This is a genomic window from Streptomyces sp. NPDC048434 (assembly GCF_043200375.1).
Classification (GTDB): domain Bacteria; phylum Actinomycetota; class Actinomycetes; order Streptomycetales; family Streptomycetaceae; genus Streptomyces.
The window spans coordinates 94328-118422 of the sequence record NZ_JBICXQ010000020.1; the positions used below are offsets into that span (position 1 = coordinate 94328).

Annotated in this window: 25 protein-coding genes; 15 read left to right on the forward strand and 10 right to left on the reverse strand. The window is 71.1% G+C overall.

From position 1 onward, the window contains the following. The first annotated feature begins 559 nt into the window (after positions 1-559). The 4 genes from ACGFWI_RS23625 to nrfD all read left to right on the forward strand — a co-directional run bounded on the left by ACGFWI_RS23625 (position 560) and on the right by nrfD (position 6421). A complete protein-coding gene (locus tag ACGFWI_RS23625) occupies positions 560-886 on the forward strand; it encodes a plasmid stabilization protein (protein WP_393907979.1) in 327 nt (108 codons plus the stop codon). A 347-nt stretch (positions 887-1233) separates the two neighbouring features. Continuing rightward, positions 1234-4503 carry a formate dehydrogenase gene (gene fdh / locus ACGFWI_RS23630; protein ID WP_393907980.1) on the forward strand — a complete coding sequence of 1090 codons (3270 nt, stop codon included), beginning with the start codon at positions 1234-1236 and terminating at the stop codon, positions 4501-4503. Next, positions 4500-5456, forward strand: coding sequence for a 4Fe-4S dicluster domain-containing protein (locus ACGFWI_RS23635; protein WP_393907981.1), 957 nt, complete (start codon positions 4500-4502; stop codon positions 5454-5456). Before fdh ends, ACGFWI_RS23635 begins: the two co-directional genes overlap by 4 nt. Further along, positions 5453-6421: an NrfD/PsrC family molybdoenzyme membrane anchor subunit gene (nrfD, locus tag ACGFWI_RS23640; RefSeq protein WP_393907982.1), complete on the forward strand. Its 969-nt coding sequence runs from the start codon at positions 5453-5455 to the stop codon at positions 6419-6421. The genes ACGFWI_RS23635 and nrfD overlap by 4 nt, the downstream gene beginning before the upstream one ends. Positions 6422-6607: 186 nt before the next feature. Here nrfD and ACGFWI_RS23645 read toward each other — a convergent pair whose 3' ends face one another. From ACGFWI_RS23645 to ACGFWI_RS23660, 4 genes are all read right to left on the reverse strand, one after another. After that, positions 6608-7465, reverse strand: coding sequence for a class I SAM-dependent methyltransferase (locus tag ACGFWI_RS23645; RefSeq protein ID WP_393907983.1), 858 nt, complete (start codon positions 7463-7465; stop codon positions 6608-6610). 20 nt (positions 7466-7485) lie between these two features. Continuing rightward, positions 7486-7830, reverse strand: a complete 345-nt coding sequence (locus tag ACGFWI_RS23650) for a VOC family protein (RefSeq protein ID WP_393907984.1) — start codon at positions 7828-7830, stop codon at positions 7486-7488. 1 nt (position 7831) lies between these two features. Beyond that, positions 7832-8014, reverse strand: a complete 183-nt coding sequence (locus ACGFWI_RS23655) for a CopG family transcriptional regulator (RefSeq protein WP_393907985.1) — start codon at positions 8012-8014, stop codon at positions 7832-7834. Between the two features lie 137 nt (positions 8015-8151). Further along, positions 8152-9660: a glutamate synthase subunit beta gene (locus ACGFWI_RS23660; protein WP_393907986.1), complete on the reverse strand. Its 1509-nt coding sequence runs from the start codon at positions 9658-9660 to the stop codon at positions 8152-8154. Positions 9661-9956: 296 nt separating this feature from the next. On the opposite strand from ACGFWI_RS23660, the gene ACGFWI_RS23665 reads away from it, so the two are divergent. Together ACGFWI_RS23665 and ACGFWI_RS23670 are read left to right on the forward strand one after the other, a co-directional pair. Next, a complete protein-coding gene (locus tag ACGFWI_RS23665; protein WP_393907987.1) occupies positions 9957-11096 on the forward strand; it encodes a PP2C family protein-serine/threonine phosphatase in 1140 nt (379 codons plus the stop codon). Positions 11097-11422: 326 nt separating this feature from the next. Next, positions 11423-11878, forward strand: coding sequence for an SRPBCC family protein (locus tag ACGFWI_RS23670; protein WP_393907988.1), 456 nt, complete (start codon positions 11423-11425; stop codon positions 11876-11878). Positions 11879-12172: 294 nt separating this feature from the next. Here ACGFWI_RS23670 and ACGFWI_RS23675 read toward each other — a convergent pair whose 3' ends face one another. Next, positions 12173-14299, reverse strand: coding sequence for a SpoIIE family protein phosphatase (locus ACGFWI_RS23675; protein ID WP_393907989.1), 2127 nt, complete (start codon positions 14297-14299; stop codon positions 12173-12175). Between the two features lie 265 nt (positions 14300-14564). Here ACGFWI_RS23675 and ACGFWI_RS23680 point away from each other — a divergent pair, with 265 nt between their 5' ends. From ACGFWI_RS23680 to ACGFWI_RS23720, 9 genes are all read left to right on the forward strand, one after another. Then, positions 14565-14957, forward strand: a complete 393-nt coding sequence (locus tag ACGFWI_RS23680) for a gas vesicle protein (RefSeq protein ID WP_393907990.1) — start codon at positions 14565-14567, stop codon at positions 14955-14957. A gap of 87 nt (positions 14958-15044) precedes the next feature. Next, on the forward strand, positions 15045-15494 hold the full coding sequence (locus tag ACGFWI_RS23685; RefSeq protein ID WP_393907991.1) for a gas vesicle structural protein GvpA: 450 nt from the start codon (positions 15045-15047) through the stop codon (positions 15492-15494). A gap of 3 nt (positions 15495-15497) precedes the next feature. Continuing rightward, entirely contained in the window at positions 15498-16211 is a 714-nt protein-coding gene (locus ACGFWI_RS23690; protein ID WP_393907992.1) for a GvpL/GvpF family gas vesicle protein, read from the forward strand. A 9-nt stretch (positions 16212-16220) separates the two neighbouring features. Then, positions 16221-16472 carry a gas vesicle protein GvpG gene (locus tag ACGFWI_RS23695; protein WP_393907993.1) on the forward strand — a complete coding sequence of 84 codons (252 nt, stop codon included), beginning with the start codon at positions 16221-16223 and terminating at the stop codon, positions 16470-16472. A 108-nt stretch (positions 16473-16580) separates the two neighbouring features. Beyond that, a complete protein-coding gene (locus tag ACGFWI_RS23700) occupies positions 16581-17093 on the forward strand; it encodes a gas vesicle protein (RefSeq protein WP_393908054.1) in 513 nt (170 codons plus the stop codon). Beyond that, the gene (locus ACGFWI_RS23705) at positions 17090-17905 is read left to right on the forward strand and encodes a GvpL/GvpF family gas vesicle protein (protein WP_393907994.1); all 816 of its coding nucleotides are present in this window, start codon (positions 17090-17092) and stop codon (positions 17903-17905) included. Before ACGFWI_RS23700 ends, ACGFWI_RS23705 begins: the two co-directional genes overlap by 4 nt. Then, entirely contained in the window at positions 17902-18153 is a 252-nt protein-coding gene (locus ACGFWI_RS23710; protein ID WP_393907995.1) for a gas vesicle protein, read from the forward strand. The genes ACGFWI_RS23705 and ACGFWI_RS23710 overlap by 4 nt, the downstream gene beginning before the upstream one ends. Then, a complete protein-coding gene (locus tag ACGFWI_RS23715) occupies positions 18140-18547 on the forward strand; it encodes a gas vesicle protein K (RefSeq protein ID WP_393907996.1) in 408 nt (135 codons plus the stop codon). The genes ACGFWI_RS23710 and ACGFWI_RS23715 overlap by 14 nt, the downstream gene beginning before the upstream one ends. 17 nt (positions 18548-18564) lie before the next feature. Next, positions 18565-18738 (forward strand): CsbD family protein, encoded by a 174-nt coding sequence (locus ACGFWI_RS23720; RefSeq protein ID WP_393907997.1) that lies wholly within the window; start codon positions 18565-18567, stop codon positions 18736-18738. 78 nt (positions 18739-18816) lie between these two features. On the opposite strand, the gene ACGFWI_RS23725 is transcribed toward ACGFWI_RS23720, so the two are convergent. From ACGFWI_RS23725 to ACGFWI_RS23745, 5 genes are all read right to left on the reverse strand, one after another. Continuing rightward, positions 18817-19353, reverse strand: a complete 537-nt coding sequence (locus tag ACGFWI_RS23725) for a Dps family protein (RefSeq protein ID WP_393908055.1) — start codon at positions 19351-19353, stop codon at positions 18817-18819. Positions 19354-19531: 178 nt separating this feature from the next. Continuing rightward, the gene (locus tag ACGFWI_RS23730; protein ID WP_393907998.1) at positions 19532-20500 is read right to left on the reverse strand and encodes an SDR family NAD(P)-dependent oxidoreductase; all 969 of its coding nucleotides are present in this window, start codon (positions 20498-20500) and stop codon (positions 19532-19534) included. Positions 20501-20839: 339 nt separating this feature from the next. Then, complete coding sequence (locus ACGFWI_RS23735; protein ID WP_393907999.1) at positions 20840-21766, reverse strand: Rieske 2Fe-2S domain-containing protein; 927 nt, start codon at positions 21764-21766, stop codon at positions 20840-20842. Further along, entirely contained in the window at positions 21763-22740 is a 978-nt protein-coding gene (locus ACGFWI_RS23740) for an SRPBCC family protein (RefSeq protein ID WP_393908000.1), read from the reverse strand. The genes ACGFWI_RS23735 and ACGFWI_RS23740 overlap by 4 nt, the downstream gene beginning before the upstream one ends. Before the next feature lie 6 nt (positions 22741-22746). Further along, positions 22747-23748, reverse strand: coding sequence for a histone H1-like repetitive region-containing protein (locus ACGFWI_RS23745; protein ID WP_393908001.1), 1002 nt, complete (start codon positions 23746-23748; stop codon positions 22747-22749). Positions 23749-24095 lie beyond the last annotated feature (347 nt).

Consider the following 24095-nt stretch of genomic DNA (forward strand, 5'->3'; position numbering starts at 1 on the left):
CCGGAAGCCTCGGGCCGCGTTCGTGTCGTATGCCCGCACCATCAACACGGGAGAATGCATGCTCTTCGCGCTACCGCCCATCCCAAGGGCCGCGGGCCTCGGCCGGCCCGCTTCGCCGGTGGTCCCCAAGCCGGGTGACCCGCCCCGGCAACCACACCCCGGCGCGCCGGACCCGCCACCGCCCGGCCCACTCGATCCTGTGCACCCTGACCCGAACCCCCCGCCCGTTCCCGATCCGGGCAAGGAACCGGAGCCACAACCCGCCCCGGATCGCCGGTACTGGAATTGATGCGGCCGGCGGGCGACGTTGCCGTTCGCCCGCCGTTGCCCGGCGCCGCATGCAGGAAACCCCTGCTCTGGCGCACCGACGGTGGCGGCGACGCCCCCTTCCAACGGCTGAACCGCGAGCCGGGCCGTCTGGCCGAGACCGGGCCGGCTCTCTCGTGTCGCGCGTGGCTGCGTTTGGGCGTGGAGTGGGAGTGCATGGCTGCGGCCGGGACGGTGCATCCGGCAAGCGGCAGGCCCAGCATCCCGAACACACTGATCAAGGAGTCTCCTCATGCCTGCAGGTTCGAGCAAGAAGCGTGAGCGCCAGTACGAGCACATCAAGGAACAGTCCGAGGAGCGCGGCACCTCCGAAAAGCGGGCGAAGGAGATCGCTGCCCGCACGGTGAACAAGGAGCGTGCTCGCTCCGGTGAGGCGAGGTCCGCCGGCAAGGTCTCCACCCGCGACCCCAAGTCCGCCCCGCAGCGCGGTGGCGAGCGTTCCCACAGCGGACCGCAGGGGCCCACGAAGGACCAGCTGTATGAGGAGGCCAAGAAGAAGAACGTCGACGGCCGCTCCACCATGACCAAGGAACAGCTGCGCAAGGCCGTCGGCCGCTGAACGGAGCGGGTTCCGCGAGCCGGATCGGTGAGGGTTTCCGTGTCGGGCTCGTCGACGGTCAGCAGGGGGCGGCATCGCGCCCTTGCCCCGCACCGGCGGGATACCCGGGCAGGAGACGCCCTACCTCGCCGGTGCGCAGGCCGATGACGCCGCCCCGCACACATCCCCGAGCGCGGAACTACCGTCGCCGTCGGGCCTGGTCAGCGCCGTAGTACGGGCGCCTTCCGGGCGGGCCCGCACGCCTGCCGCTGCCCGGTTGGGTGAGTAACCCACCCCCCAAGGGGCACGCGAGGCCCGAAGGGGCGACTTTGGAGAGGTAGGCCATGCGTCGACGCGCTGGAGGAACCATGGGCGTACGCCGGCTGCTGCGCGAATGGCCCGCGTACCGGCAGCTGACCAAGAAGGATCCGCTGGGCCGTGGCCGCGCCGCAATGTCCCGGCACACCGAAGAGCTGCGGCCGCGTACGGACACCGCCGACCGTGTGGTGGGGTCGATCTGCCCGTACTGCGCGGTCGGCTGCGGACAGCAGGTGTACGTCAAGGACGACCGGGTGGTGCAGATCGAGGGGGACCCCGACTCCCCGATCAGCAGGGGGCGACTGTGTCCCAAGGGGTCGGCGACGCTGCAGCTGACGACGGGGGACTCCCGGCGTCATCAGGTCCTCTACCGGCGGCCGTACGGGACCGAGTGGGAGCCGCTGGACCTCGACACGGCCATGGACATGATCGCCGAGCGGGTGATCGAGCTGCGTCGTGACACCTGGCAGTGGGAGGAGGACGGCCGGCGGGTCGCCCGGACGCTCGGCATCGCCAGCCTGGGTGGCGCGACCCTCGACAACGAGGAGAACTACCTGATCAAGAAGTTGCTGACCGGACTCGGCGTGGTCCAGGTGGAGAACCAGGCCCGGGTCTGCCACAGCTCCACGGTCGCCGGTCTCGGTACCTCGTTCGGGCGAGGCGGGGCGACCACGTTCATGCAGGATCTCCAGCACGCGGACTGCATCGTCATCGAAGGCTCCAATTTCGCCGAGGCGCACCCGGTCGGCTTCCAGTGGGTCATGGAGGCCAAGGCGCGCGGCGCCCGGATCATCCATGTCGATCCGCGCTTCACCCGTACCAGCGCCCTGTGCGACCTGCATGTGCCGATCCGGGCGGGCAGCGACATCACCTTCCTCGGCGGGATCATCCATTACGTCCTGAGCGAGGAGAAGGACTTCCGGGAGTACGTCCTCGCCTATACGAATGCCGCCACGCTGGTCAGCGAGGACTTCCGCGACACCGAGGATCTCGGCGGTGTCTTCTCCGGCCTGGACGAGGAGCAGCGGCGCTACGACCCCGCGAGCTGGCAGTACGAAGGCACCGACGTCCAGGCACCGGCGGGCGACGTCGAGCAGCTGCACGACCAACGCCTCCAGGACAGCAAGGTCAAGCCGCAGGTGACTCCGGGGCACGCCGAGTCACATGGCGCGGGCGGCCCCCAGGCCCACCCCCGCGCACCGCAGGACCCGACGCTGCAGCACCCCCGCTGCGTCTACCAGATCCTCAAGCGGCACTACGCCCGCTACACCCCCGAGATGGTCGAGCGGACCTGCGGGGTGCCACGCGAGACGTTCTTGCAGGTGTGCGAGGCGCTGACGGAGAATTCCGGGCGCGAGCGCACCAGCGCCTTCGTCTACGCGGTGGGCTGGACGCAGCACTCGGTGGGCTCTCAGTACATCCGGGCGGCCAGTGTGCTCCAGCTGCTGCTGGGCAACATCGGCCGCTCCGGCGGCGGCATCCAGGCGCTGCGCGGCCATGCGTCCATCCAGGGCTCCAGCGACATTCCCACCCTCTTCAACCTGCTGCCCGGCTATCTGCCGATGCCGCATGCGCACGCCCATGAGGACCTGGACAGTTTTGTCGCGGCGAGCCGTACCGACAAGGGTTTCTGGGGCCAGATGCGGGCGTACTTCGTCAGCCTGCTGAAGGCGTACTACGGCGACGCCGCCACGCCCGCCAACGACTTCTGCTTCGACCATCTGCCGCGGCTCACCGGCTCCCACAGCACCTATGACACCGTGCTCGCCCAACTGGACGGCGTGTGCAAGGGCTACTTCCTCATGGGCGAGAACCCCGCGGTCGGCTCCGCCAACACCCGTTTGCAGCGGCTGGGGATGGCCAACCTGGACTGGCTGGTCGTCCGCGACTTCTCCCTCATCGAGTCGGCGACCTGGTGGCAGGACGGACCCGAGATCGAGACCGGCGAACTGCGCACCGAGGACATCGGGACGGAGGTGTTCTTCCTCCCGGCGGCGGCCCACACCGAGAAGTCCGGTTCCTTCACCAACACCAACCGCTGGCTGCAGTGGCACCACGCCGCCGTCGAGCCGCAGGGCGATGCGCGCAGCGATCTGTGGTTCATGTATCACCTGGGCCGGCGCATCAAGGAGAAGCTGGCGGCGTCCACCGACCCGATGGACCGGATGATCCAGGATCTGACCTGGGACTATCCGGTGGAGGGGCCGCTCAGGGAGCCGGTCGCCGCGGCCGTGCTGGCCGAGATCAACGGCCACGGCCCCGACGGGGCACCACTGAGCGCCTACACCGAGCTCAAGGACGACGGTTCGACCCGGTGCGGCTGCTGGATCTACTGCGGGGTCTTCGCGGACGGCGTCAACCAGGCCGCCCGCCGCACTCCGCACACCGAGCAGGACTGGGTCGCCGCGCGGTGGGCCTGGGCCTGGCCCGCGAACCGGCGGATCCTCTACAACCGGGCCTCGGCCGCCCCCGACGGTACTCCCTGGAGCGCGCGCAAGGCCTATGTCTGGTGGGACGCCGACGACGGACGCTGGACCGGCCATGACATCCCCGACTTCCTTCCCGACCGGGCCCCGGACCATGTGCCTCACCCGGAAGCCACCGGACCCGACGCCCTGCGCGGCGACGACCCCTTCATCATGCAGGCCGACGGCAAGGGCTGGCTCTACGCACCGTCCGGGCTGCTCGACGGGCCGCTGCCGACCCATTACGAGCCACAGGACTCCCCGTTCACCAACGCCCTCTACCCTGACCGCCCGCGTAATCCCACCAAGCAGCTCTACTTCCGTGCGGGCAACCGCTACCACCCCAGCGGCGACGAGCCGGGCGCCGAGGTCTATCCGTACGTGCTGACCACGCACCGTCTCACCGAGCACTTCACGGCGGGCGGGATGAGCCGCTGGTCGTCCCATCTGGCCGAGCTGCAACCCGAGTTGTTCTGTGAGGTGTCACCGCAACTCGCCGCGGAGCGCGGCCTGGAGCACTCCGGATGGGCCACGATCATCACCGCCCGCAATGCCATCGAGGCCCGGGTCGCGGTCACCGAGCGCATCAGGACACTGACCGTGCACGGCCGTACGGTGCACCAGATCGGGCTGCCCTTCCACTGGGGGCCCAACGGGGTCGTCACCGGCGACGCGGCGAACGAGCTGGTCGCCATCTCGCTGGACCCCAACTCCCATATCCAGGAGGACAAGGCCCTCACCGCCGACATCCGGCCGGGGCGGCGGCCGCGCGGCCCCGCGCTTCCCCGCCTGGTGGCCGATTACCGGCGGCGCGCGGGCATCACCGAGCACACCGGAGAGGACCACCGGTCATGACCGACAACCTGCTCAGCGGCCCGGAGCCCGACCCGGCGGGCGATGCCGGTCATGCCGATGCCCCGCCCCGGGTGGGGTTCTTCACCGATACTTCGGTCTGTATCGGCTGCAAGGCGTGCGAGGTGGCGTGCAAGGAGTGGAACGCGATCCCGGAGGACGGGCTCTCGCTCACCGGCATGTCGTACGACAACACCGCTGAGCTCGGCGCCTCGACCTGGCGCCATGTGGCCTTCATCGAGCAGTCGGCGCCACCGGCCGCGCCCCGGGTGCCCGCCCCCGAGGGCCGTACCCAACTGCCGCTCGCCGAGGACTCCTCGCAGTCGGCACTGCCGCTCGCCCAGGACTCCTCGCAGTCGGCGGGCGGCGACTTCCGCTGGCTGATGTCGTCCGACGTCTGCAAACACTGCACCCATGCCGCCTGCCTCGATGTCTGCCCGACCGGCTCGCTCTTCCGTACCGAGTTCGGGACCGTCGTGGTCCAGGAGGACATCTGCAACGGCTGCGGCTACTGCGTCCCCGCCTGCCCCTACGGCGTCATCGACCAACGCCCGTCCGACGGCCGCGTCTTCAAGTGCACCCTGTGCTACGACCGGCTCGGCGCCGGGCAGGAGCCGGCCTGTGCCAAGGCGTGCCCGACCGAGTCGATCCAGTTCGGCCCGCTGGACGAACTGCGCGAACGAGCGGCGTTGCGGGTGGACCAGTTGCACTCCGCAGGCGTGCCCGAGGCCCGTCTGTACGGACACGACCCCGAGGACGGGGTCGGCGGGGACGGCGCGTTCTTCCTGCTGCTCGACGAACCCGAGGTCTACGGGCTGCCGCCCGATCCGGTGGTCACCACCCGGGACCTGCCCGCGATGTGGAAGCACGCGGGGGCGGCGGCGCTGTCGCTGGTGGGCGGTGCTGCCCTCTCTTTCGCGCTGCCCGCGCTCCTGCGAAGGAAGGTACGACGATGACCGACCAGGCACCCCGCAGCGACGGCACCGGTGCGCGCCGCCGCCGTAAGGGCGAGGAACTCATGGTCCCCCGGGCGGAGTTCCGCTCCTACTACGGGCGACCGGTCATCAAGGCCCCCTCCTGGGCAGCCCGCGACATCGCCGGGTACTTCTTCCTCGGCGGCCTGGCGGGAGCCGGGTCGGTACTCGCCGCGGGCGCCCAGCTGACCGGCCGCACCACTCTGGCGACCGCGATGAAGGTGTCCTCCCTGACGGCGGTGTCCCTGTCGGCCGCGGCACTCATCAACGACCTGGGCCGCCCCGGGCGGTTCGCCAACATGCTGCGGGTACTCAAGCCGACCTCGCCGATGAGCGTCGGCTCGTGGTTGCTCAGTGCCTACGGGCCGGCTGCCGGTGCGGCGGCCCTGTGCGCGGTCACCGGGCGGCTGCCACGGGCCGGCGCCACCGCCACCGCGGCCGCCGCGGTACTGGGGCCGGTGGTCGCCACGTACACCGCGGTCCTCGCGGCGGACACCGCCGTACCGGCCTGGCACGGTGCGCACCGGGAACTGCCGTACCTCTTCGCCGCTTCCGCGACCGCCGCTGCGTCCGGCATGGCGCTGGTGTGCGCACCGGCCGCGGACAACGCACCGGCGCGTTGCGCGGCAGTGCTGGCCGCGGCCGCGGAAGCGGCGGCCGCCCGAGCCGCCGAGCGCCGCCTGGGCATGGTGGCGGAGACCTACCGGGAGGGGCGGGCAGGGAAGCTGCTGCGCTGTGCGCAGGTCCTGACCGGCGGCGCCGCAGTGACCGCGGCCATCGCGGGACGCCGCTGCCGGACGGCGGCCCTCGCCAGTGGTCTGGCGTTGCTGGCCGGTTCCGCCTGCACCCGCTTCGGCATCTTCGCGGCCGGTATCGCCTCCGCGGAGGACCCCGCCTACACGGTCCTCCCACAACGCGCCGCCAAGGAGGCGGCACTGACGAACTGATCCGCCGTCGAGCACGGGTGCCGGCTGAATCGACTCGTCCTCGGACGCCCCTGAGGTCTGTCCCGTGAATGATCTCGGGTCTGGGGCAGGTGTGCAGGTGTGCAGGTGTGGTCCGGTGCGGGGTCTCCCGCTTGCCTGTCCGGCACGTTGAGGTTGTGCAGGCGGGCGCTGCCGCGTGACCAGGGGTCAGGTGACGGCCAGCAGCAGGTCCTCGCCGCTTGACGGGCGGAGGCCGTCGGCGCGATCGGCGAAGTAGTGCCGGGCGAGCGAAGCCCCGGACAGGTGTCGGGCGTCTTCGAAGCCGGCTTCACGGGCCAGTGCCAGCATGTCCTGCGGGGTGTAGAAGCTGATGAACGGGGTTCCGGATGCTCGTGCGCCTTCCTCGCTCGCCCGGAGGCCGGAGCGATCGGCATCGTCGACGAGTTCGGTCGGCAGTAGGAATGTCATGGCGAGCGTGGAGCCGGCGGCAAGCCCGGCGATCTGGCGCAGGGTGGCCACGGTGGCCTCTTCGGTGAGGTACATGGTGACGCCGGTGGAGACGATGACCGCGGGCCTGCCGGGATCAAAACCGGCGGCGGCCAGCTGCTCGGGCCAGGCCGCACCGGCCTCGAAGTCGACCGGCACCAGGTGCAGCCAATCCGGGATGCCATAGCTGAGCTCGACCAGGCGGTGGCGCTTCCAGGCTTGGGGGCCGGGCCGGTCGACCTCGAAGATCTGCAGGCGGGAGGCGATATCCGGCTTGCGCTGGGCGAAGGTGTCCAGGCCGGCCCCGAGGATGACGTATTGGGTCACACCGCGGTCGGCCTGCTCGGCGATCAGATCCTCGATGAAGCGAGCACGGGTCACGATGGCCGCCCGGAACGCGCTGGTGGCGTGGGGGTCCATGTCCGGGCGGTCGCGCCAGTCATCGCCGGGGGCCGCCAGCTGCAGTCCGATCTCGTCCTCGACCACATGCGGCGGCGGGTCGACCTGGACGTGCATCGCCCGCCAGAGGGCGGTCCGCACCGCGCTGCTGTCCGGCGCCTCGGCCTGCTCGTCTGCCATGGTGCTCCCTCTCGTTGCGGTCAGTTCCCGGCCGGAGCCTGGAGGTTCCACAGGCGCCCGTCGGGGTCGCGGACGGTCATCTCCTTGGTCCCGTAGTGGGTGTCCTCGAAAGGAGTGACCACCTCGACGGCAGGATCGGGACGGAACGCATCCGCATCCGGCACCTTCAGCACGATCTGCGTCTCGGGCTCTCGGTCCTCGGGGACCTCGGCAAGGAACACGTACGGCCCGTCGCCGTTGCGGAGCCGGCCGGAGTTGTGGTCCGTCGCGAAGTCCAACTCGTAGCCCAGTGCCTGGAAGAACTTCGCCGCCTTACCCCAGTTGTGAGTCGTCAGGAACACGGCCTCGATTCCTTCGGTCGCCATGTCAGGTCTCCTCCTCGGTCGGTTGCTGCTTGCTGCGCCCCTGGGCGTCGTCGAGGTAGGCACGCAGCGCCTCGGCGACCAACGCCGACAACGACATGCCCGACTCGATGGCGCGGTACTTGACCTGCTTGATCAGCCCGATCGGCAGGTACACGTTGAACTGTTTGACGTCCTCATCACCCACGCGTGGATGCTAGCACGCTAGTAAGCTAGCAAGGTAGAGCGCGCCTGCTTGCGGTGGTCTTCCCCATGGCCTCCTGCGCGCCGATGCGGCTCGTCCAGCCCGGCGGGCAGCCGAGACGGCAGCGGCTTCCCATGGCGTCATGCCACCAGAGGCCGGTCCCTGGGGCCGATCGGGGCGGGAAGCGCGGTGGAGCCCGTCAGATAGCGGTCCGCGGCCGCCGCGGCGGCCCGTCCCTCGGCGATGGCCCACACCACCAGGGACTGGCCGCGCCCCGCGTCGCCCGCGACGAAGACTCCGTCCGGCCGCATGGGGGCGGCCCGTTCGGCCGGCCACGCCGCCTCGGCGGCGAAGTCGCCGTCCCGGGCGAAGTTTCCCCGTTCGTCCAGCGTGAGCCCCAGCTGCCGCATCAGACCGGTGCCCCGCTCGGGACCGGAGAAGCCGAGGGCGACCAGCACCAGCTCCGCCGGGATCACCCGCTCGGTGTCCGGCCGCGGCCTTCTCGCCGTGGGCTCCACCTCCGTCAGACACAGGGCACGCACCCGGCCGTCCGCCGTTCCTTCGAAGCGCAGGGTGGCGGAGGAGAAAATCCGCGGATCCGTGCCCTCCCGGCCCCGGGCCTCTTCATGGGCATGGGAAATCCGGTATACCTTCGGATAGATGGGCCAGGGCTCGCCGTCCGGCCGGGCATCGCCCGGCTCCGGGTTGATGTCCAGCTGCACCACGGAGGCCGCGCCCTGACGCAGCGCGGTGCCCAGGCAGTCCGAGCCGGTGTCCCCGCCCCCGACGATCACCACATGCTTGCCCTCGGCGGTGACAGGAGGCGACGCGAAGTCGCCCTCCACGACCCGGTTGGCGAGGGGCAGATAGTCCATGGCCTGGTGGATGCCGTGCAGCTCGCGGCCGGGAACGGGCAGTTCCCGCTGCTCCGTGGCTCCGACGGCGATGACCACCGCGTCGTGACGCCGTCTGAGCTCGGTGGCGTCGACATCGCTGCCGACGTCCATGCCCGTACGGAACTTGGTGCCCTCCGCCCGCATCTGCTCGATGCGGCGGTCCAGATGCTGCTTGGCCATCTTGAACGCGGGGATGCCGTAGCGCAGCAGCCCGCCGATGCGGTCGGCGCGTTCGTAGACGGCGACGGTGTGGCCGATACGGGTGAGCTGCTGTGCCGCGGCCAGCCCCGCGGGTCCGGAGCCGATGACGGCGACGGTCTTCCCGCTGAGCCGCTCCGGCGGATGCGGTGGCGCGTAGCCGCGCTCCCAGATCTGGTCGGCGATGGTCTGCTCGACATTCTTGATCGTCACCGGATCGGCGTTGAGGGCCAGCACACAGGCGGCCTCGCACGGCGCCGGGCACAGCCGCCCGGTGAACTCGGGGAAGTTGTTCGTCGCGTGCAGGCGCTCGGCGGCGGCCCGCCAGTCGCCCCGCGCCGCGTACGCGTTCCACTCGGGGATGAGGTTCCCCAGCGGGCAGCCGTTGTGGCAGAACGGTATGCCGCAGTCCATGCAGCGGTCCGCCTGCTCGGACACGAGCGGGAGCAGGGCCTGCCCCGCGTAGACCTCGTCCCAGTCGCTCAGCCGTTCCTCGACGGGGCGCGCCGGAACGGGCCGACGGGGGAACTTGAGGAAGCCGCGAGGGTCGGTCATACCCCGCCTCCATCGCTTACTCACGCTGCAATATGGCGGTCTTCGTCAGCCTACGCCTGGTTTCTTCCGCTTTCATCGGGGGGCGGCGGAGCCACGGCAGGGGATCGCGGCGTCGGCGCCGCTGCCCCGGCCCCGGTGACCCGGCTCAGCGGCGGGCGCATCCGGCCCGCAAGGCGTATATGTGAATCCATCGGAAGGTACCGATACGGCACGCGCCGGCAGGGTGCGCACGGCGCATCATGCGGTGGCTGTGGCTCCTTCCGCGTAGCGCGCGAACCGGCAGCAGGAGAAGCACGGTGAAAAGCTTGCAGCCCACGCCGGCGAGGGTGTCGTGGACGCTCGCGGCGCTGGCCCTCGTGGTCGGCGTCCTGCTGAATCTCTTCGCGCCCCAGCCGTACATGGGACTCCCGCTGCTGGCGGCCGCACCGCTCGTCGCCGGCGCCATGCTCTCCTTCCGCTCCGCGCTCGTCGTCCTGTGCGTCACCTGCGTGGTCTCGGTGGCAGTGGATCTTGAGCTCGGACGCGCGGCGACGGCTCGGTATGTCGATCTGGCCGTGGTCGGCGTGGTCGGCGTGCTGGCGCTCGCGGTCAACCGGCTCCTGCTGCGCCAAGGCCGTGATCTCGCCATGGCCAGGGATGTCGCGGAGGCGGTCCAGCGGGCGGTGCTCCCGGATCCGCCGAGGGAGGTCGGGCCGCTGGCGGTGGCTGCCGGGTACACCACGGCGCAGGCCGAGGCGCGGATCGGCGGTGATCTGTACGCGGTGCAGGAGACGCCGTTCGGAGTGCGAATGATCATCGGGGATGTGCGGGGCAAGGGCATGGAGGCCGTCGCCGCCGTGTCCGTCGCGATCGGAGCGTTCCGTCAGGAGGCCGAGTACGCCCCCACCCTGGCCGCGCTGGTCCAGCGGCTGGACGAGGCCATGGCCAGGGCAGCGGCCAGGAGCGGCCCGGTGACCTCCAACGAGGGCTTCACCACCGCGGTGCTGGCCGAGGTGTCCGCCGACGGCGGGGCGCTGAGCCTGGTCAACCGAGGGCATCCGCCGCCGTACCTGGTCCACGGCGGGCAGCTCGTACGCCTCGACCCGAGCCTCCCGCAGCTGCCGCTCGGCATGGGGCTGGGGGACGCCACTTCGGCCGGCTCCGCGCCTGTCGATGTGGTGCGCCTGCCCCTGGGCGCCTCCCTGCTGCTGGTCACCGACGGTGTCACCGAGGCCCGGGACGCACACGGCACCTTCTACGATCCGGTCTCCGCACGCCGCATGGGCAGACGGTTCACCGATCCGGATGCGCTGGTGGATGCCCTGACCAAGGACGTCGGCCGCTGGACCGGGGGCAACCACCGGGACGACATGGCCATCCTCGCCGTCACCCGGCGCCGTGTGCTCCCGCCCGCTGCCCTTGATCAGGCAGCGCCCCCACGCCGCCACCGGCCATGACGCCGCCGCGCTCGCGGCCCCACTCCGCACCTGGCCGGTCATTGCGTCCGAACGGTGCCACCGATACCTGCGACGCTGGCAACCAGCCTCAACCCAGGTCGAGTTGGCGTCCCATGACGGAACGGCGCCGGTCATCCTGCGCCGGCCGTTTCCACTCTCCGCGGCTGCCGCGGCTGCCTCGACGAGCCGGCTCACCGAAGGATGCGAAAGCCCGGAACCCGGGGGAGAGCCATGCTCGGCCCGGCCTCCGGAGGCCGGGCCCGGGAGCGCGCTCTACGCTGGGTGAGGAAGCCGACGACCGAGGTGCGGTGAGGCGGTGGAGGCCCGTGGCGGTACGGCACCGGCTGATCGAGCGCTCTCCCGAGGAGCTGTGGACGGTACTTGCCGACGGCTCCCGGTACGAGGAGTGGGTGGTCGGCACCGTGCACTCGCGGCCGGCGGCCGGCGACTGGCCCGAGGTCGACTCCATGATCGAGTACACCGTGCGGCTGGGACCCTGGGACCTCACCGGCCACACCGTCGTACGCCACAGCGACCCGCCGCATGCGCTCGAACTCGAGGTGGACAGCGGCCGTCTGGGCACCGCCCGGGTCGCCATCGAGGTGCGTCGCTGGGGCCCGGATTCCCTGGTCATCGTCGATGAGCACCCGCTGCGGGGGCCCGGCGGACGACTGCACAACGCGGGCGTCGACGTCCTGCTGCAGCTGCGCCACCGGAGCATGCTCAGCAGGCTGGCCGACGCGGCCGAGCGGACCCCGCGCGGCACACGTACGGGCTCCTGACCGCGGCCTCGTGCGGCGGCTCGCCGACGCCACGGCCGGTGGCGCGCACGGTTGATGCGCGGGCAGACCTACGGCTTTCCCGTGCCGGCCGGCGCCGACCGGTCGCTCGCCGCTGCCCTGATGCAGCGTCAGCAGCAAGGCGACCGGGTGCGGGACCCGGCGGAGCGAGCGCGATCAACGGACCGGTCACGGTGCACCGGAGCGCGCTCCCACGGCCGCTGGCCTCCACAACTCCCGCTGGAACAAAGAGAGCTGACGTGACATCACCTACATGACCGGACGAGCACCCGGAGCTCAGGAGGGTGTGATCGGCCCGGCCGGCAGGGCGGCAAGCAGCAGCAGCGCGACATCGTCCTGCCGGTCCGTATCGTCCTGCCGGTGCTCCAGGAGGGTGTCGGCGAGGCGGTCCGGGCCCAGCGGCGGTGCGTCGTTGAGGCGCCGGGCGAGGTCGGCGACGGAGCGCTCCGGGTCGGCACCCGGCGTTTCGACCAGGCCGTCGGTGTAGAGGGCCAGCACCGAATCCGGGGGCAGGGTGATCTCCGTGGCGGTGTACCGGGCGTCGGGCTCGACGCCCAGGAGCAGCCCCGGAGGGACGTGCAGCACCGTGGTGTGCCGGTCGGGGTGGCGGAGCAGGGGTGGGGGATGGCCGGCGTCGGCCAGGCACGCCCGCCGTGTCCGCAGGTCGATATGGACGTACAGACAGCTGGTGAACAGCTCCGGGTCCAGGTCGGTCAGCAGCCGGTTCGTGCGTGCGAGTACCTCGGCGGGGGAGGCGCCGGCGGTGGCATAGGCGCGTACGGCGGTGCGGGCCTGCCCCATGAAGGCGGCGGCGGCCGCGTTGTGGCCCTGCACATCGCCGATGACGGCGGCGATGCTGTTCTCGTCGAGGCGGATCAGATCGTAGAAGTCGCCGCCGATGTCCATACCGCGGGTCGACGGCAGGTAGCGGGCGGCGACGGCGAACCCCGGTACCGAGGGCAGGCGGTGCGGCAGCAGGGCGGCCTGCAGATCGTGCGCCAGTTGCTGCTTGGTGTCGTACAGGCGGGCACGGTCGAGGGCCTGGGCGATCAGGCCCGCCAGCGAGGTGAGGACCTGGCGTTCCTCCTGGCTGAAGGTGCGGGGCCGGGTGTACGCGAGGATGCAGCAGCCCACCGGGCGGCCGGACACGATCAGCGGCAGCACGGCCCGCGCCGCCTTGCCCGTCAGAAGCGGCAGCCCCGGGTAATCGCGTTCCATCTCCTCGGGGGTGGTGAAGAAGCTGGGTTCCCCGGTGGCGAGGGCGTGGACGGCGGGGCTGCCGGCGGCGCTGAGGGCGACACCTTCGAAGGCGGCGACGGCCTCGGCGGAGTAGCCGCGATGGCCGATGGTCAACAGCCGGCCCGCCTCCGCCGCGTACATGATCACGCCTTGGGCCCCGAACGCCGGCACGATCTGGTCGGCGACGAGATCGACGACGTCCTGGGCCCCCACGGCCTCGGTGAGGGCGGCCGCGAGGTGCAGCACGTGGTAGATCTGGCCGGCCCGTGTGGGCGTGACGTCCGTCGGTGTGGGATAGGGCTCCACCGGGCCGTAGTCCTTGCCCGAGGGACTGATCCACACACTCAGGCCCCTGCCGTCCGGGAACAGCCGGAAGGCGAGCCACTGATTCGGTGGCCGGCAGGCGGTGAAGGACGTCGGCCGACGGCTGATCACCGCGGCGCGGTAGCGGTCCTCGAAGGCCGGGTCGCGCAGCCACGGCAGGGTCTCCCACGGGCGCGAGCCGATCAGCCGGGAGTCCTGCTCGCCGAGCAGTTCCGCCGCGCCGGTCGTGACCAGGGTGATGCGTCCTTCCAGGTCGAGGGCGCAGCAGCCGCCGGGCAGCCGCTCCAGGTAGTCGGCCGCCGCCAGCGCCTCGTCCGGGCCCACGGTCCGCGCCGGCGGCATGGACAGCACCCGCGGTGCATCGGAGGGGGGAGCGGAGCCATCGGGCCGGGGGCGCTCGTCGAGCAGCCCCGCCAAGCGCCCGCACGCGACCTCCACGGCCCTGCGTTCGTCCGCCGACAGCAGCCGTGCGTGGCCGGCGGGCCACAGCAACAGCAGCGCGCCCCGGGGCGCGGTTCCGTCGCCGACCGGAGCCGCCGCCAGCGAGAAGTCGTAGGGCACGGCCACCGCGATGCGGGGGAAGTCACGGGCCAGCTGCTGCTGGCCGCCCGCCCACACCAGGCGCCGTTCGCGCGTCGCGACGGCGACCGGGATCGGCGCTGCCAGCGCCACTCGGCTCCAGGGCTCCAGGAAGGGCGCCGGCACCCCGCTCATGGCCGTCAGCTGCAGGACCGGCCCGTCGGCCGCCAGCACATAGAGCCCCGCGGCGGTCGCCCCGGTCTCCCGCATCGCGCGGAGCAGTGCCCGGCCCACCGGATCGGATCCGGCACCGCCGGTCATCGCACACCTTCACACAGCTGTCGTGCCATCGACACTCACTCCGGCGCGCCCGTTCTCCCCGTGCCGAGACCGTCATGGCGTCTCTCCCGGGACAGTGCTGACGTTACGCCGCCGACCGGGCCGGGGCACTCGTTACGGGGCCGCCGATGCGGGCCTGGCCTGGCCGAACAGCCCAAGATGCGCTCAGCTCAGGCCACGTATCATGTAAGGGCGTCTCTTTGCAGTGGCGCGGGCAGCATGTCGCCTCCGATTCCGGAGAGAGAACATGGCCGCAGACGAAGAGGACGAGACCGGAGAAGTCCGGCGTCCGTCCAGTAAGAAGACCGCCAAAAAGGCCGCCAGGAAGTCCAGCAGCGTTCGGGCCGGCAGCCGCGAGAGCGAAACGGAGCGCGCGGCCCGCCGCCTTTCCGCTCCCCGCGCCATGCGGTACGCGGCCGAGCAGCTCAAGGAGCTGCTGGGCCGGGCCCCCGAGTCCGTCTCCGCCGTGAAGCCGACGGAGGACGGCTGGCAGGCGGACGTGGAGGTCCTGGAGCTGGAACGTGTCCCCGGGACCACCAGCGTGATGGCGACCTACCGGGTGGTGCTGGACAAGGAGGGCGAACTGGTGGCGTATGAGCGCACCCGCCGCTACACCCGAGGCCAGATCGACCGGCGTTGAGGCCCGGGTTGCCACGGCAGACCGTTCGCCAGGCGAACGACACGGCCACTCCGCACAGGCTGGAGTGAGCCGGTGAAGGGAGGCACCGTGACTGTGGTGCCGCAAAGCGGAGGATCCGTCGCCACCGGCGGCGGAGGGGGCTCCGGAAATCTCTACGACATCCTCGACCTGATTCTGGACCGCGGGCTGGTCATCGACGTCTTCGTGCGTGTGTCGTTGGTGGGCATCGAAATACTCAAGATCGATGCCCGCATCGTCGTGGCAAGCGTCGACACCTACCTGCGCTTCGCCGAAGCGTGCAACCGCCTCGACCTGGAGGAGGGGCGCAAGGCGCCCTCCCAGCTGACCGACATCGTCGGCGAGGTCACCGAAGGCGGATCGCACGGCAAGGCCAAAGGCGCCCTGTCCGGCGCCGCGGAAGCGGTGACCGACGCCCTCAAGGGCGGCGGGGACGAGGAGCACGAGGAGAGGCACAAGGAGCCCGCCGAGCGGCGCGAGCGGCCGGCTCGCCGGCCGGCCCGGCGCCGAAAGGAATGAGCGATGTCCGTCTACGTCTACTCCATTGTCGCGACCACCCATCCACTACGACTCGACGGTCTGGACGGGGTGGGAAAGCCCCCGTCCACCCTGCGCACAGTACGGACCGAGGAGCTCTCCGCGGTCGTCAGCGACGCTCCCGAGGAGTTGCGTCCCAAACGCCGGGACCTCGCCGCCCACCAGGCCGTCCAGGAGCGGCTGATGGCCGACGGGTCGGTCCTGCCCCTGCAGTTCGGCTTCACGACCACCGACGACGAGGCCGTGCGGGACGTGTTGGAGGAGCGTACGGAGGAGTTCACCGAGCGGCTGGAGGCGCTGGAGGGCTGCGCCGAATACCACCTGAAGGCCGCCCAGGAGGAGGACGCGATGCTGCGGCAGATCCTTCAGGAATCGGATGAGGCCCGTGCGCTCAACGAACAGATCAGAAGCGGCACCGGAAGCCCGGATCTGCCGCTCGCCCTCGGTGAACTGATCTCCAAGGAATTGCAGGCACGGCAGGACCGGCTGGCCGGCGGAGTCCTCGATGCACTGCGCGGGTTCGCCCGGGAGGAAAGCGGGTCCCAGCCGGCCGGGAACGACTTCCTGAGCGTGTCCTTCCTCGTGGAGCGGGACAACGAGAAGCGTTTCCTCGCCGCCGAGCAGGATCTCGCCAAGGAGCTGGGGGAGGACTTCGACCTCCGGCTGCTCGGCCCGCTCCCCGCCTACAGCTTCGTCTAGGGAGGTCTCATGGGCCTGTTGAGCCAACTCGCCACCCTTCCGCTGGCGCCGGTGCGCGGCGTGGCCTGGGTCATGGAACGCGCCCTGGAGGCCGCGGAGAACGAGTACTACGACCCCGAACCCGTCGAGCGGGAACTCGCCGAGCTGGAACGGGCGCTGCTGGCGGGAGACATCGATGAGGAGACGTTCGACCGGCGCGAGGACGAACTCCTGGACCGGCTGGACGAGATCAGGGCCCATGTCCAGGGCACCGACACCTGACCGCGGCGGCCGGCGCGGCGGCGGGACGTGGACCCGTGCGCCCGTCGCCGGGCCGGGATATGAGGGAATCGAGGTGCAGCGGCCGTGAACGAACCCGTCGCCAGGAGGATGGGTGACTACCCGTCCAGGGCCGGCCCGTACAGCGGCCAGGGTTCCTCGGCCAATCTCGCCGACATCCTGGAGCGGGTCCTGGACAAGGGCATCGTCATCGCGGGCGACATCCAGATCAATCTGCTGGACATCGAACTGCTCACCATCAAGCTGCGCCTGCTGATCGCCTCGGTGGACAAGGCGAAGGAGATGGGCATCGACTGGTGGGAGCACGACCCGTCACTCTCCTCCCGCGCTGCCGACGGCCACCACTCGCTCGCGGAGGAGAACAAGCGGCTGCGCGCCGAGATCGCGGCCCTGCGCGAGGACACCGAGCTGTCCCCGGCCGAGGACGAGGAGGAAGCCGAGGAGTACGAGGAGCAAGGCGAGGACGAAGCCGGGGAGTACGAGGAGGAAGCCGAGGAGGAGGACCGTCCGGCCGCCACCCGCCGCCCCTCACGCCCCTCCCGCACGCCACGCGCCAAACGGGCCGGGCCCGGCCCCCGTAGCAAGCGGCGGGACGAGTCATGACCGAGGCCATCACCTACGCCTACGCCGTCGCGCAGGACGCCGACGGCTCCCTGGAGGAGGCGCTGACCGGACTGCCGGGGGTCGCGGACGGACCGGTGCATCTGGTGCGCGCAGGAGACCGCGGCGAGGTGGTGGTCGCCGTGAGTCCGGTACCCGAGCAGGACTTCGAAGAGACCGCACTGCGCGCGCACTTGGAGGATCTGGACTGGCTGGAGTCGGTGGCCCGCGCCCACCACCGGGTGATCGAGGCGCTGGCCGCGCGCACCACCGTCCTGCCGCTCCGTCTGGCGACGGTGTACCTCGACGACGAGCGGGTGCGGCAGATGCTCGACGCCCGCCAGGAGGCGTTCGGCGAGCGGCTGTCCGACCTGGCCGCGCACACGGAGTGGGGCGTCAAGATCTATGTCGAGGCGCCCGCCGCCACCGACCGGCCCGCCGAGCCGCCCGCGGACGCGGACCTGAGCCCCGGGCGGGCCTACCTCAGCCACCGCAAGGCGCAGCGGCACGCCCGTGAAGACGCCTACCGGGACGCCGAAGAGGTCGCCCGCCGCGTCGAGGACGCGGCCCGCGGCTATGCGGTCGACCGGGTCCAGCACCGGGTGCAGCAGGGCGAACTCGCCCGCGGCCCGGGGGAGAACGTCATCAACGACGCCTACCTCGTGCCGCTGGAGCACGGCGACGGCTTCCGCGCCGACGTCCTCCGGGCCGGCGAAGGGCTGTCCGGAGTACGCGTCGAGGTCACCGGGCCCTGGGCCCCGTACTCCTTCGCCACGCCCCCCGAAGCCGAAGCGTTGAAGCGGGCCGCCCCGTGAGGGCGGCGGGCGGGCCGCCGGCACGGGCGGACGAGCCCCTGCCGGACCGGCAGATCGCACTGATCGACCTGCTGGACCGGCTGCTCAGCGGCGGCGTGGTCCTCACCGGAGACATCGTCCTCTCCATCGCCGACATCGACCTCGTACGCATCTCGCTGCGCGCGCTGATCGTCTCCATCAGCGAACAGAACCCCTCCCCGTGGCGCTCCACCGCACCCCTGGTACGGGACGACGATGACAGCCGGTGACCGCCGCCCCGGCAACCGCTTCGACGATGTCGCCGATGCGGCCGCCCGCGCCTTCCGGCTGCTGCCTTCGACACCGCAGGACGTCCAGCCCCCGGCCGGCCCGGGACCACGAAGGCCGGCCCACCGGGTCAGCGCCGACCCCGACACCGTGGAGCGGGACCTGATCAAGCTCGTCCTCACCCTGGTCGAGCTGCTGCGCCAGCTCATGGAACGCCAGGCCCTGCAACGGGTCGAGGCCGGAGATCTCACCGAGGAACAGGAGGAACGCCTGGGAGCGACGCTGATGATTCTCCACGACCGCATGGTCGAACTCTGCGCCCGCTACGACCTTTCGATGCAGGACCTGAACTTGGATCTCGGGCCGCTCGGGACGTTGCTGCCCCCTGCCGAATGAACCCGAAGGAGTACGCGATGAACATCGGCAAGAAGACCAGGAACATCGGCCATATCGTCGAGGGAAAGGCCAAGGAAACGACCGGGAAGGCCCTCGGCAACAGAAGCCTTCAGCGGAAAGGCAAGGCGGAACAGGCCATGGGAAGAATGCGGCAGGCAGTGGAAAAGGGTAAGGACACCTTCAAGCACTGACCGGCACGGCCCCGCCGCCGCACCGCGTGCGACGGCGGGGCCGGCGCCCCATGGGCCGGGGGACACCCGGCAGCCGGCTCAGGGCTGGCGCCGCGCCTCGTCGACGGCCGCGCGGCCCGCCGCGAACTCCCCGTCGGCGGAGTCGGTGCTGAGCTTGCCGCCGGCGCTCTCCAGATGCGCCCGGACGAACCACTGGAAGAGTTCCAGCGACCGCAGATGCTCGATGAGCAGGTCCTGGGTCACCGGATCGGTCACATCGGTGGCGGCCACCGCCGCGCGATGGTCCTTGATGATCCCCGAGTAGACGACGTCCAGCGCCCCCAGGTGTTCGATCGCCTGTGCCCGTCCGACGGAGTAGTCCTCCCAGGCCCGCTCGGCGACCAGGGCCCCCGGCGTGCCCGTCGGCGAGCCGCCCAGCGTCGCGATGCGTTCCGCGGTGGCGTCGACCATGGAGCGGACGGCCTCGACCTGTGGGTCGAGCATTTCGTGGACGGCGATGAAGTGCGGACCCACGACGTTCCAGTGCACATGCTTGAGGGTGAGTGCCAGGTCATTGAGCGCATGCAGCCGTAGCCGCAGCCGTCCGATGACCTCTCGTCCTTCGGCCTCGGTCATGCCGGGAACGGTGTACTCGGGGGAATTGCTCGCAGCCACGGTGAACTCTCCTTTCACCACAGGTGGGCTCTTCCTGCGGTGAAATCCCGGGTGCCCGGTAACTCCGTCCGGAAACACGCGCCCGGCCCCCGCTTTCCGTCCGCCGCGGCCGCGGGCCGCACGGCCCTACGGGACGTCCTCAGCGCTGATTGAACCGGTCGGCCGCCCGTTCGTTGAGGGCGCCGAGCACACTGCGCAGCCGCCGGGCCGGCGGCTGCTCCCCGGCCGCGACCGTCGAGCCGTCGACGGTGCCGCGGGCGCCGTCGCGGGGCAGGACCCGGGAGAGCGCCGACACCAGCCGGGTGGTGGTCACCGGCGCCAGCCCGTGCGCCTTGGCACCGAGCCGGGCCGCCGGCGTCAGCACGATGCGTGGACGGCGCCGTTGCACCGCGGACACGATGCGCTCGGCCGCCCGCTCGGCGTTCATGGACAGCAGCGGCGCCCCGGCCAGCGCCGAGAACCAGGCGTACTCCCGGCGCCGGTCCCCGCCGAAGAGGGCATGGAGATGCGACCCGGTGCGCATCAGGCCGGGGTGGACCGCCGTCACGGTGACGCCGTGCGCGCCCTCCTCCGCGTGCAGCCCGTCGGCCAGCGCGGCCACCGCGGACTTGGCGCAGGAGTACGGCAGCAGATGCGGCACCGCCAGCAGACCCCCGACGGACCCGATGAGGGCCAGTCTGCCGCCGGCCGGGCTGCGCCGGAGGTGGGGGAGCGCGGCGAGCGCGGTGTTCAGCGCCCCGTTGAAGACGGAGTCCATCGCGTCCTGGAATCCGTCGGGGCCGAGTGCGTCCGCCGGGCCGACCTGGATGATGCCGGCGTTGGCGATGACGAGGTCCAGGCCGTCGTGGTCCCTGGCGATCTCCGAAAGGCGGTCCTGCACCGCGGCCCGGTCCCGCACATCGCACACCACACCGCGCACCGTGCCGCCGCGCCACTGGGCCAGCTTGCCGACGGCCCTGCCGAGTTCGGCCTCGTCGCGGGCCAGCAGCACCACATCACAGCCGCGCCGCAGCAGTTGACGGGCCAGGAGCAGCCCGAGCCCCCGCGAGCCGCCGGTGACCACAGCGGTGAGCCCTTCGATCGAGGGAGCGGCCGGAAGTACGCGCATGACGATCCCTTCCCTTGGACGCCGGTCGGCACAGGCGGGGAGGCGGTCCCGCGGACGACCTCAGGCGCCGATCGCCTGCTGGCTTCGACGCTAACGGGCGGCGGGGCGTGGCGTGAGGCGCGCATGAGCCGCTGAGCTGGGCATTCGTCCCCGGACCTGGCGGGATCCCCGGACAGCCAAGGGCGGGGGACGCCTACGGCGCCGGGCGCACCCGCCAAGGAGCGTTCGGCCAGTCAGGCGGCCCGGTGCCGCCGGACGCTCCGAACGGCGCGGCGCAGCCCTCTCGATGAACCAGCAGCTGCGCCAGGCCCACGGCCGCTGACCGGACCCGCGAAGCGGTCAGCCGGCGCTGGGCAGCCGTACATGGACGGTGCCCTCACCGTCCACGCTCACCTGGAACGACGGCTGGGGAGCGGTGGCCGGGCCACGGACGTTCGCGCCGTCCGACAGCCGGAAGACGCTGCCGTGCCAGGGGCACACCACACAGCCGTCGGTGATCGTGCCCTCCGGCAGGGGCCCCGAGAGATGGCTGCACCGCCCGGCGAGGACATGGATGTGCCCGCCCGGCTGGCGGACCACCAGCAACGGGACCTCGCCCAGTTCCCGGCGCACCGCCTCGCCGACCGGGAAGTCCTCGACCCTGCCCACGGGGTGCCAGCCCTCGTCCAGCAGATGCGGCACCGGCTCCGCCTTGTTGGCGCCCGCGGCCTGCCGGTAGGCGAGGTGCCCGCCGAGCATCCCGCCGGTGCCGGCCGCGCACAGTCCCGCGAACCCGAGCACCTTGCCCCGCACCGTACGGCCGCGGCCGCGGTGCACCCAGGACCGGGTGTACAGCCCGACGGCGACGGCGATGGACGCCGCGTGCACCAGCCCCGTACGCATTTGGTCCTCGTGCTGCTCGGCCCAGTCCACCCAGCCGGCCCACGCGGCCGGCACGGCCGTGACGACGCCCACCCCCACCAGGAGGCGGGCACCGCGCCGGGTCCCCGGGACGACGTCCAGCACCGCGGCGGACAGCCAGGCGCCCATCGGCACCTGCACCAGGGCCGGATGCAGCGGATGACCGATCGGCAGACCGTGCAGCACATCGCGGTAGCGCCCCAGGGGCAGGCCGCGCACCAGCCGCTGCAACGGACCGGCCAGCGCATCCAGCTTCTCCCAGCGGGCCGGCGCGTCGAGGGACGTCACCACGGCTTCCGCGGCGCGGGCGGCGGCCCCGGCAGCGGTTCCGCTGCCGCTCGCGACGCCATATGTCCTCGCTCTCATTCCTCTTCCTCCTCGTCTTCCTCCTCCTCTTCAGCGAGTTCGTCGTCGTCCTCGTACTCCTCCTCGGGCTCTTCCTCCTCCTCGTCCTCTTCGCCTTCGTCGTCGTAGCCCTCGGCTTCCTCGTCCTCCTCCTCGCTGTCGTAGTCCTCGGCGTCTTGAGCCTCTTCTTCCTCCACGGCCTCTTCATGAGTCCGTACGACCTCGCCGTCGCGGATTTCCCCGCGCCAGCCCTCGGGCTCTTCGTCGGTGAGGGTGACGTAGCGCTGGAAGTGCTTGAAGTCCAGCCGCAGTCGGCGTCCCTGGACCCGCCAGATATTTCCGGTCTTCTCGAAGAACCCCGAGGCGTAGTACTCGACGACCAGCACGATGCGGGTCAGGCTGGGCGCCAGTTCGTGAAAACTGACGGCACCCCGGGTCGATCCCTTGGCACCCTCGGACGTCCACACGATGCGCTCGTCCGGAATCTGTTCCTGCACGGTCGCCTTCCAGCCCCGGGTCGACGGACCCACCTTGGCCTTCCAGTCACTGGTCGTCTCGTCGTGCAGCGACACATTGCGTACGCCCTTGGTGAAGCCGCTGAACTTCTCGTACTGCGTCCAGTGGTCGTAGGCGGTGCGCAGTGGCACCCCGACATCGAGCACCTCGATGATGTTGGTGACCTTCTGGTCCCCCGACTTGCGTTTCTTCCCGCCGCCGAAGGTCTCCTTGGCCTTCCCCACCACGGTGTCCTTGACGTTCTCCGCCGTGCCCTTGAGGGCGGCCTTGACGGGGGAGTCGCCGCCGAGGAGATTGCCCGCGATCTTGGACAGTGAGCCGCCGTTCTCGGCGACATCGGTGAGCTGGCCCGTCACATCCATGAGTTTGTCCCCGGCCCGTTCGGCCAGGTTGCCGACCCACTTCGTCGCATATTCCCCGAGTTCGTCACGCAGCCGGTCGAGTCCCGAGTCCGCGTTGTCCTGTCCCGTCTTGGCCATGACCGGTTACCTCCGCCGCTCGGTGCGCGATGATGTCTTCTTGGCGGCCTTCTTCGCCGCGGGTGCTGCCTTCTTGGCTGCGGCGGTCTTCTTCGCGGGAGCTTTCTTGGCGGCGGTCCGCCCGGCCGTCTTCTTGGCCGCGGTCTTCTTCGCCGTGGTCTTCTCGGCTGCCGTCTTCTTCGCCGCTGTCTTCTTCGCTGCCGTCTTCTTTGCCGCGGTTTTCTTGGCCGGGGCCGCCTTCTTGGCCGGGGCTTTCTTCGCGGTCTTCTTCGCCGCCGTTGTCTTCGCCGCGGTCTTCTTGGCTGCGGACTTCTTTGCGGGCGCCGTCTTCTTCGCGGCCGTCCGTCCCGCGGCGGCCTTCTTCCCGGCGGACTTCTCGGCCGGTGGCCGCTGCGCGCGCTTCTTCGCCGGGGCTCCCCGCTTCGCCTCCGACGCGCGTCCGCGCGGCTCCGGCTTCGCAGCGGCCCGCGGGGTGCGCCGAGCCGGCCGCTCCTCGGGCTCTTCCTCCGGCTCCTCTTCTTCTTCCTCTTCCTCGTACTCCTCCTCGGGCTCTTCCTCCGGTTCCTCCTCCTCTTCCTCGTACTCGTCCTCCTCGTACTCGCCTTCGGGCCCCTCCTCCTCCGGCTCCTCTTCCTCGTCGTACGCGTACTCCCCCTCGTCCTCCTCTTCCTCTTCCTCCTCCGGTTCCAGCCCGATGCCATCGAGCTTGAGGGACCGGTCGTGGAGGGTGTCGGCGAGCGTCGTCAGACGGCGGTTGGCGGCCGTCGTCAAGGCCTTCCGGCCGGCATCCATCACTTCTCCGCGCAGTTGGTCTCCCAGCTCCGCGACCTGGGGGATCTCATTGAGCTTGCGCATTCCCTGGGCCACGAGCTGGCGCGGTTCAAGCCCGAATTGACGCCCGGCGATATACGACGCCGCCGTCAGCGCGAACCGGCCCTTCTTCGTACGGCCCAGCACATAGCCGCCGGCTAGGGCGGCGGCCAGCAGAATTTTGGTTCCGTCATTCATGGGTACGTCACCTTTTCCCGGAAATGCAGCCGATCGGCGTCTGTGGAGGGGCCGCCACTGGGCGGCATACCTTTCAGCCCTATCTCCAGAGTGATCGGTGTCGTGACCTGCGCATCCCGAGCGGTCCGAAGGGCCCTGTGCGCTCACCCTGTGGAAGCGGCCGGTCCTGCTGCGTGGCGGGCGTACGCGGGCGCCGCACGTACGGCAACCGGCGGTGACGCCCCCTGGACGGGCGCGGGCACGGCCCGCCGTACGGGTCACCTGCGCAGCAACGGAAGCCTCGCGCCTCCCGGCCACGGCGCGACGGCCCTCGGGTGGGGCACCGCGTGGCAGCGGCAGCACGGCAG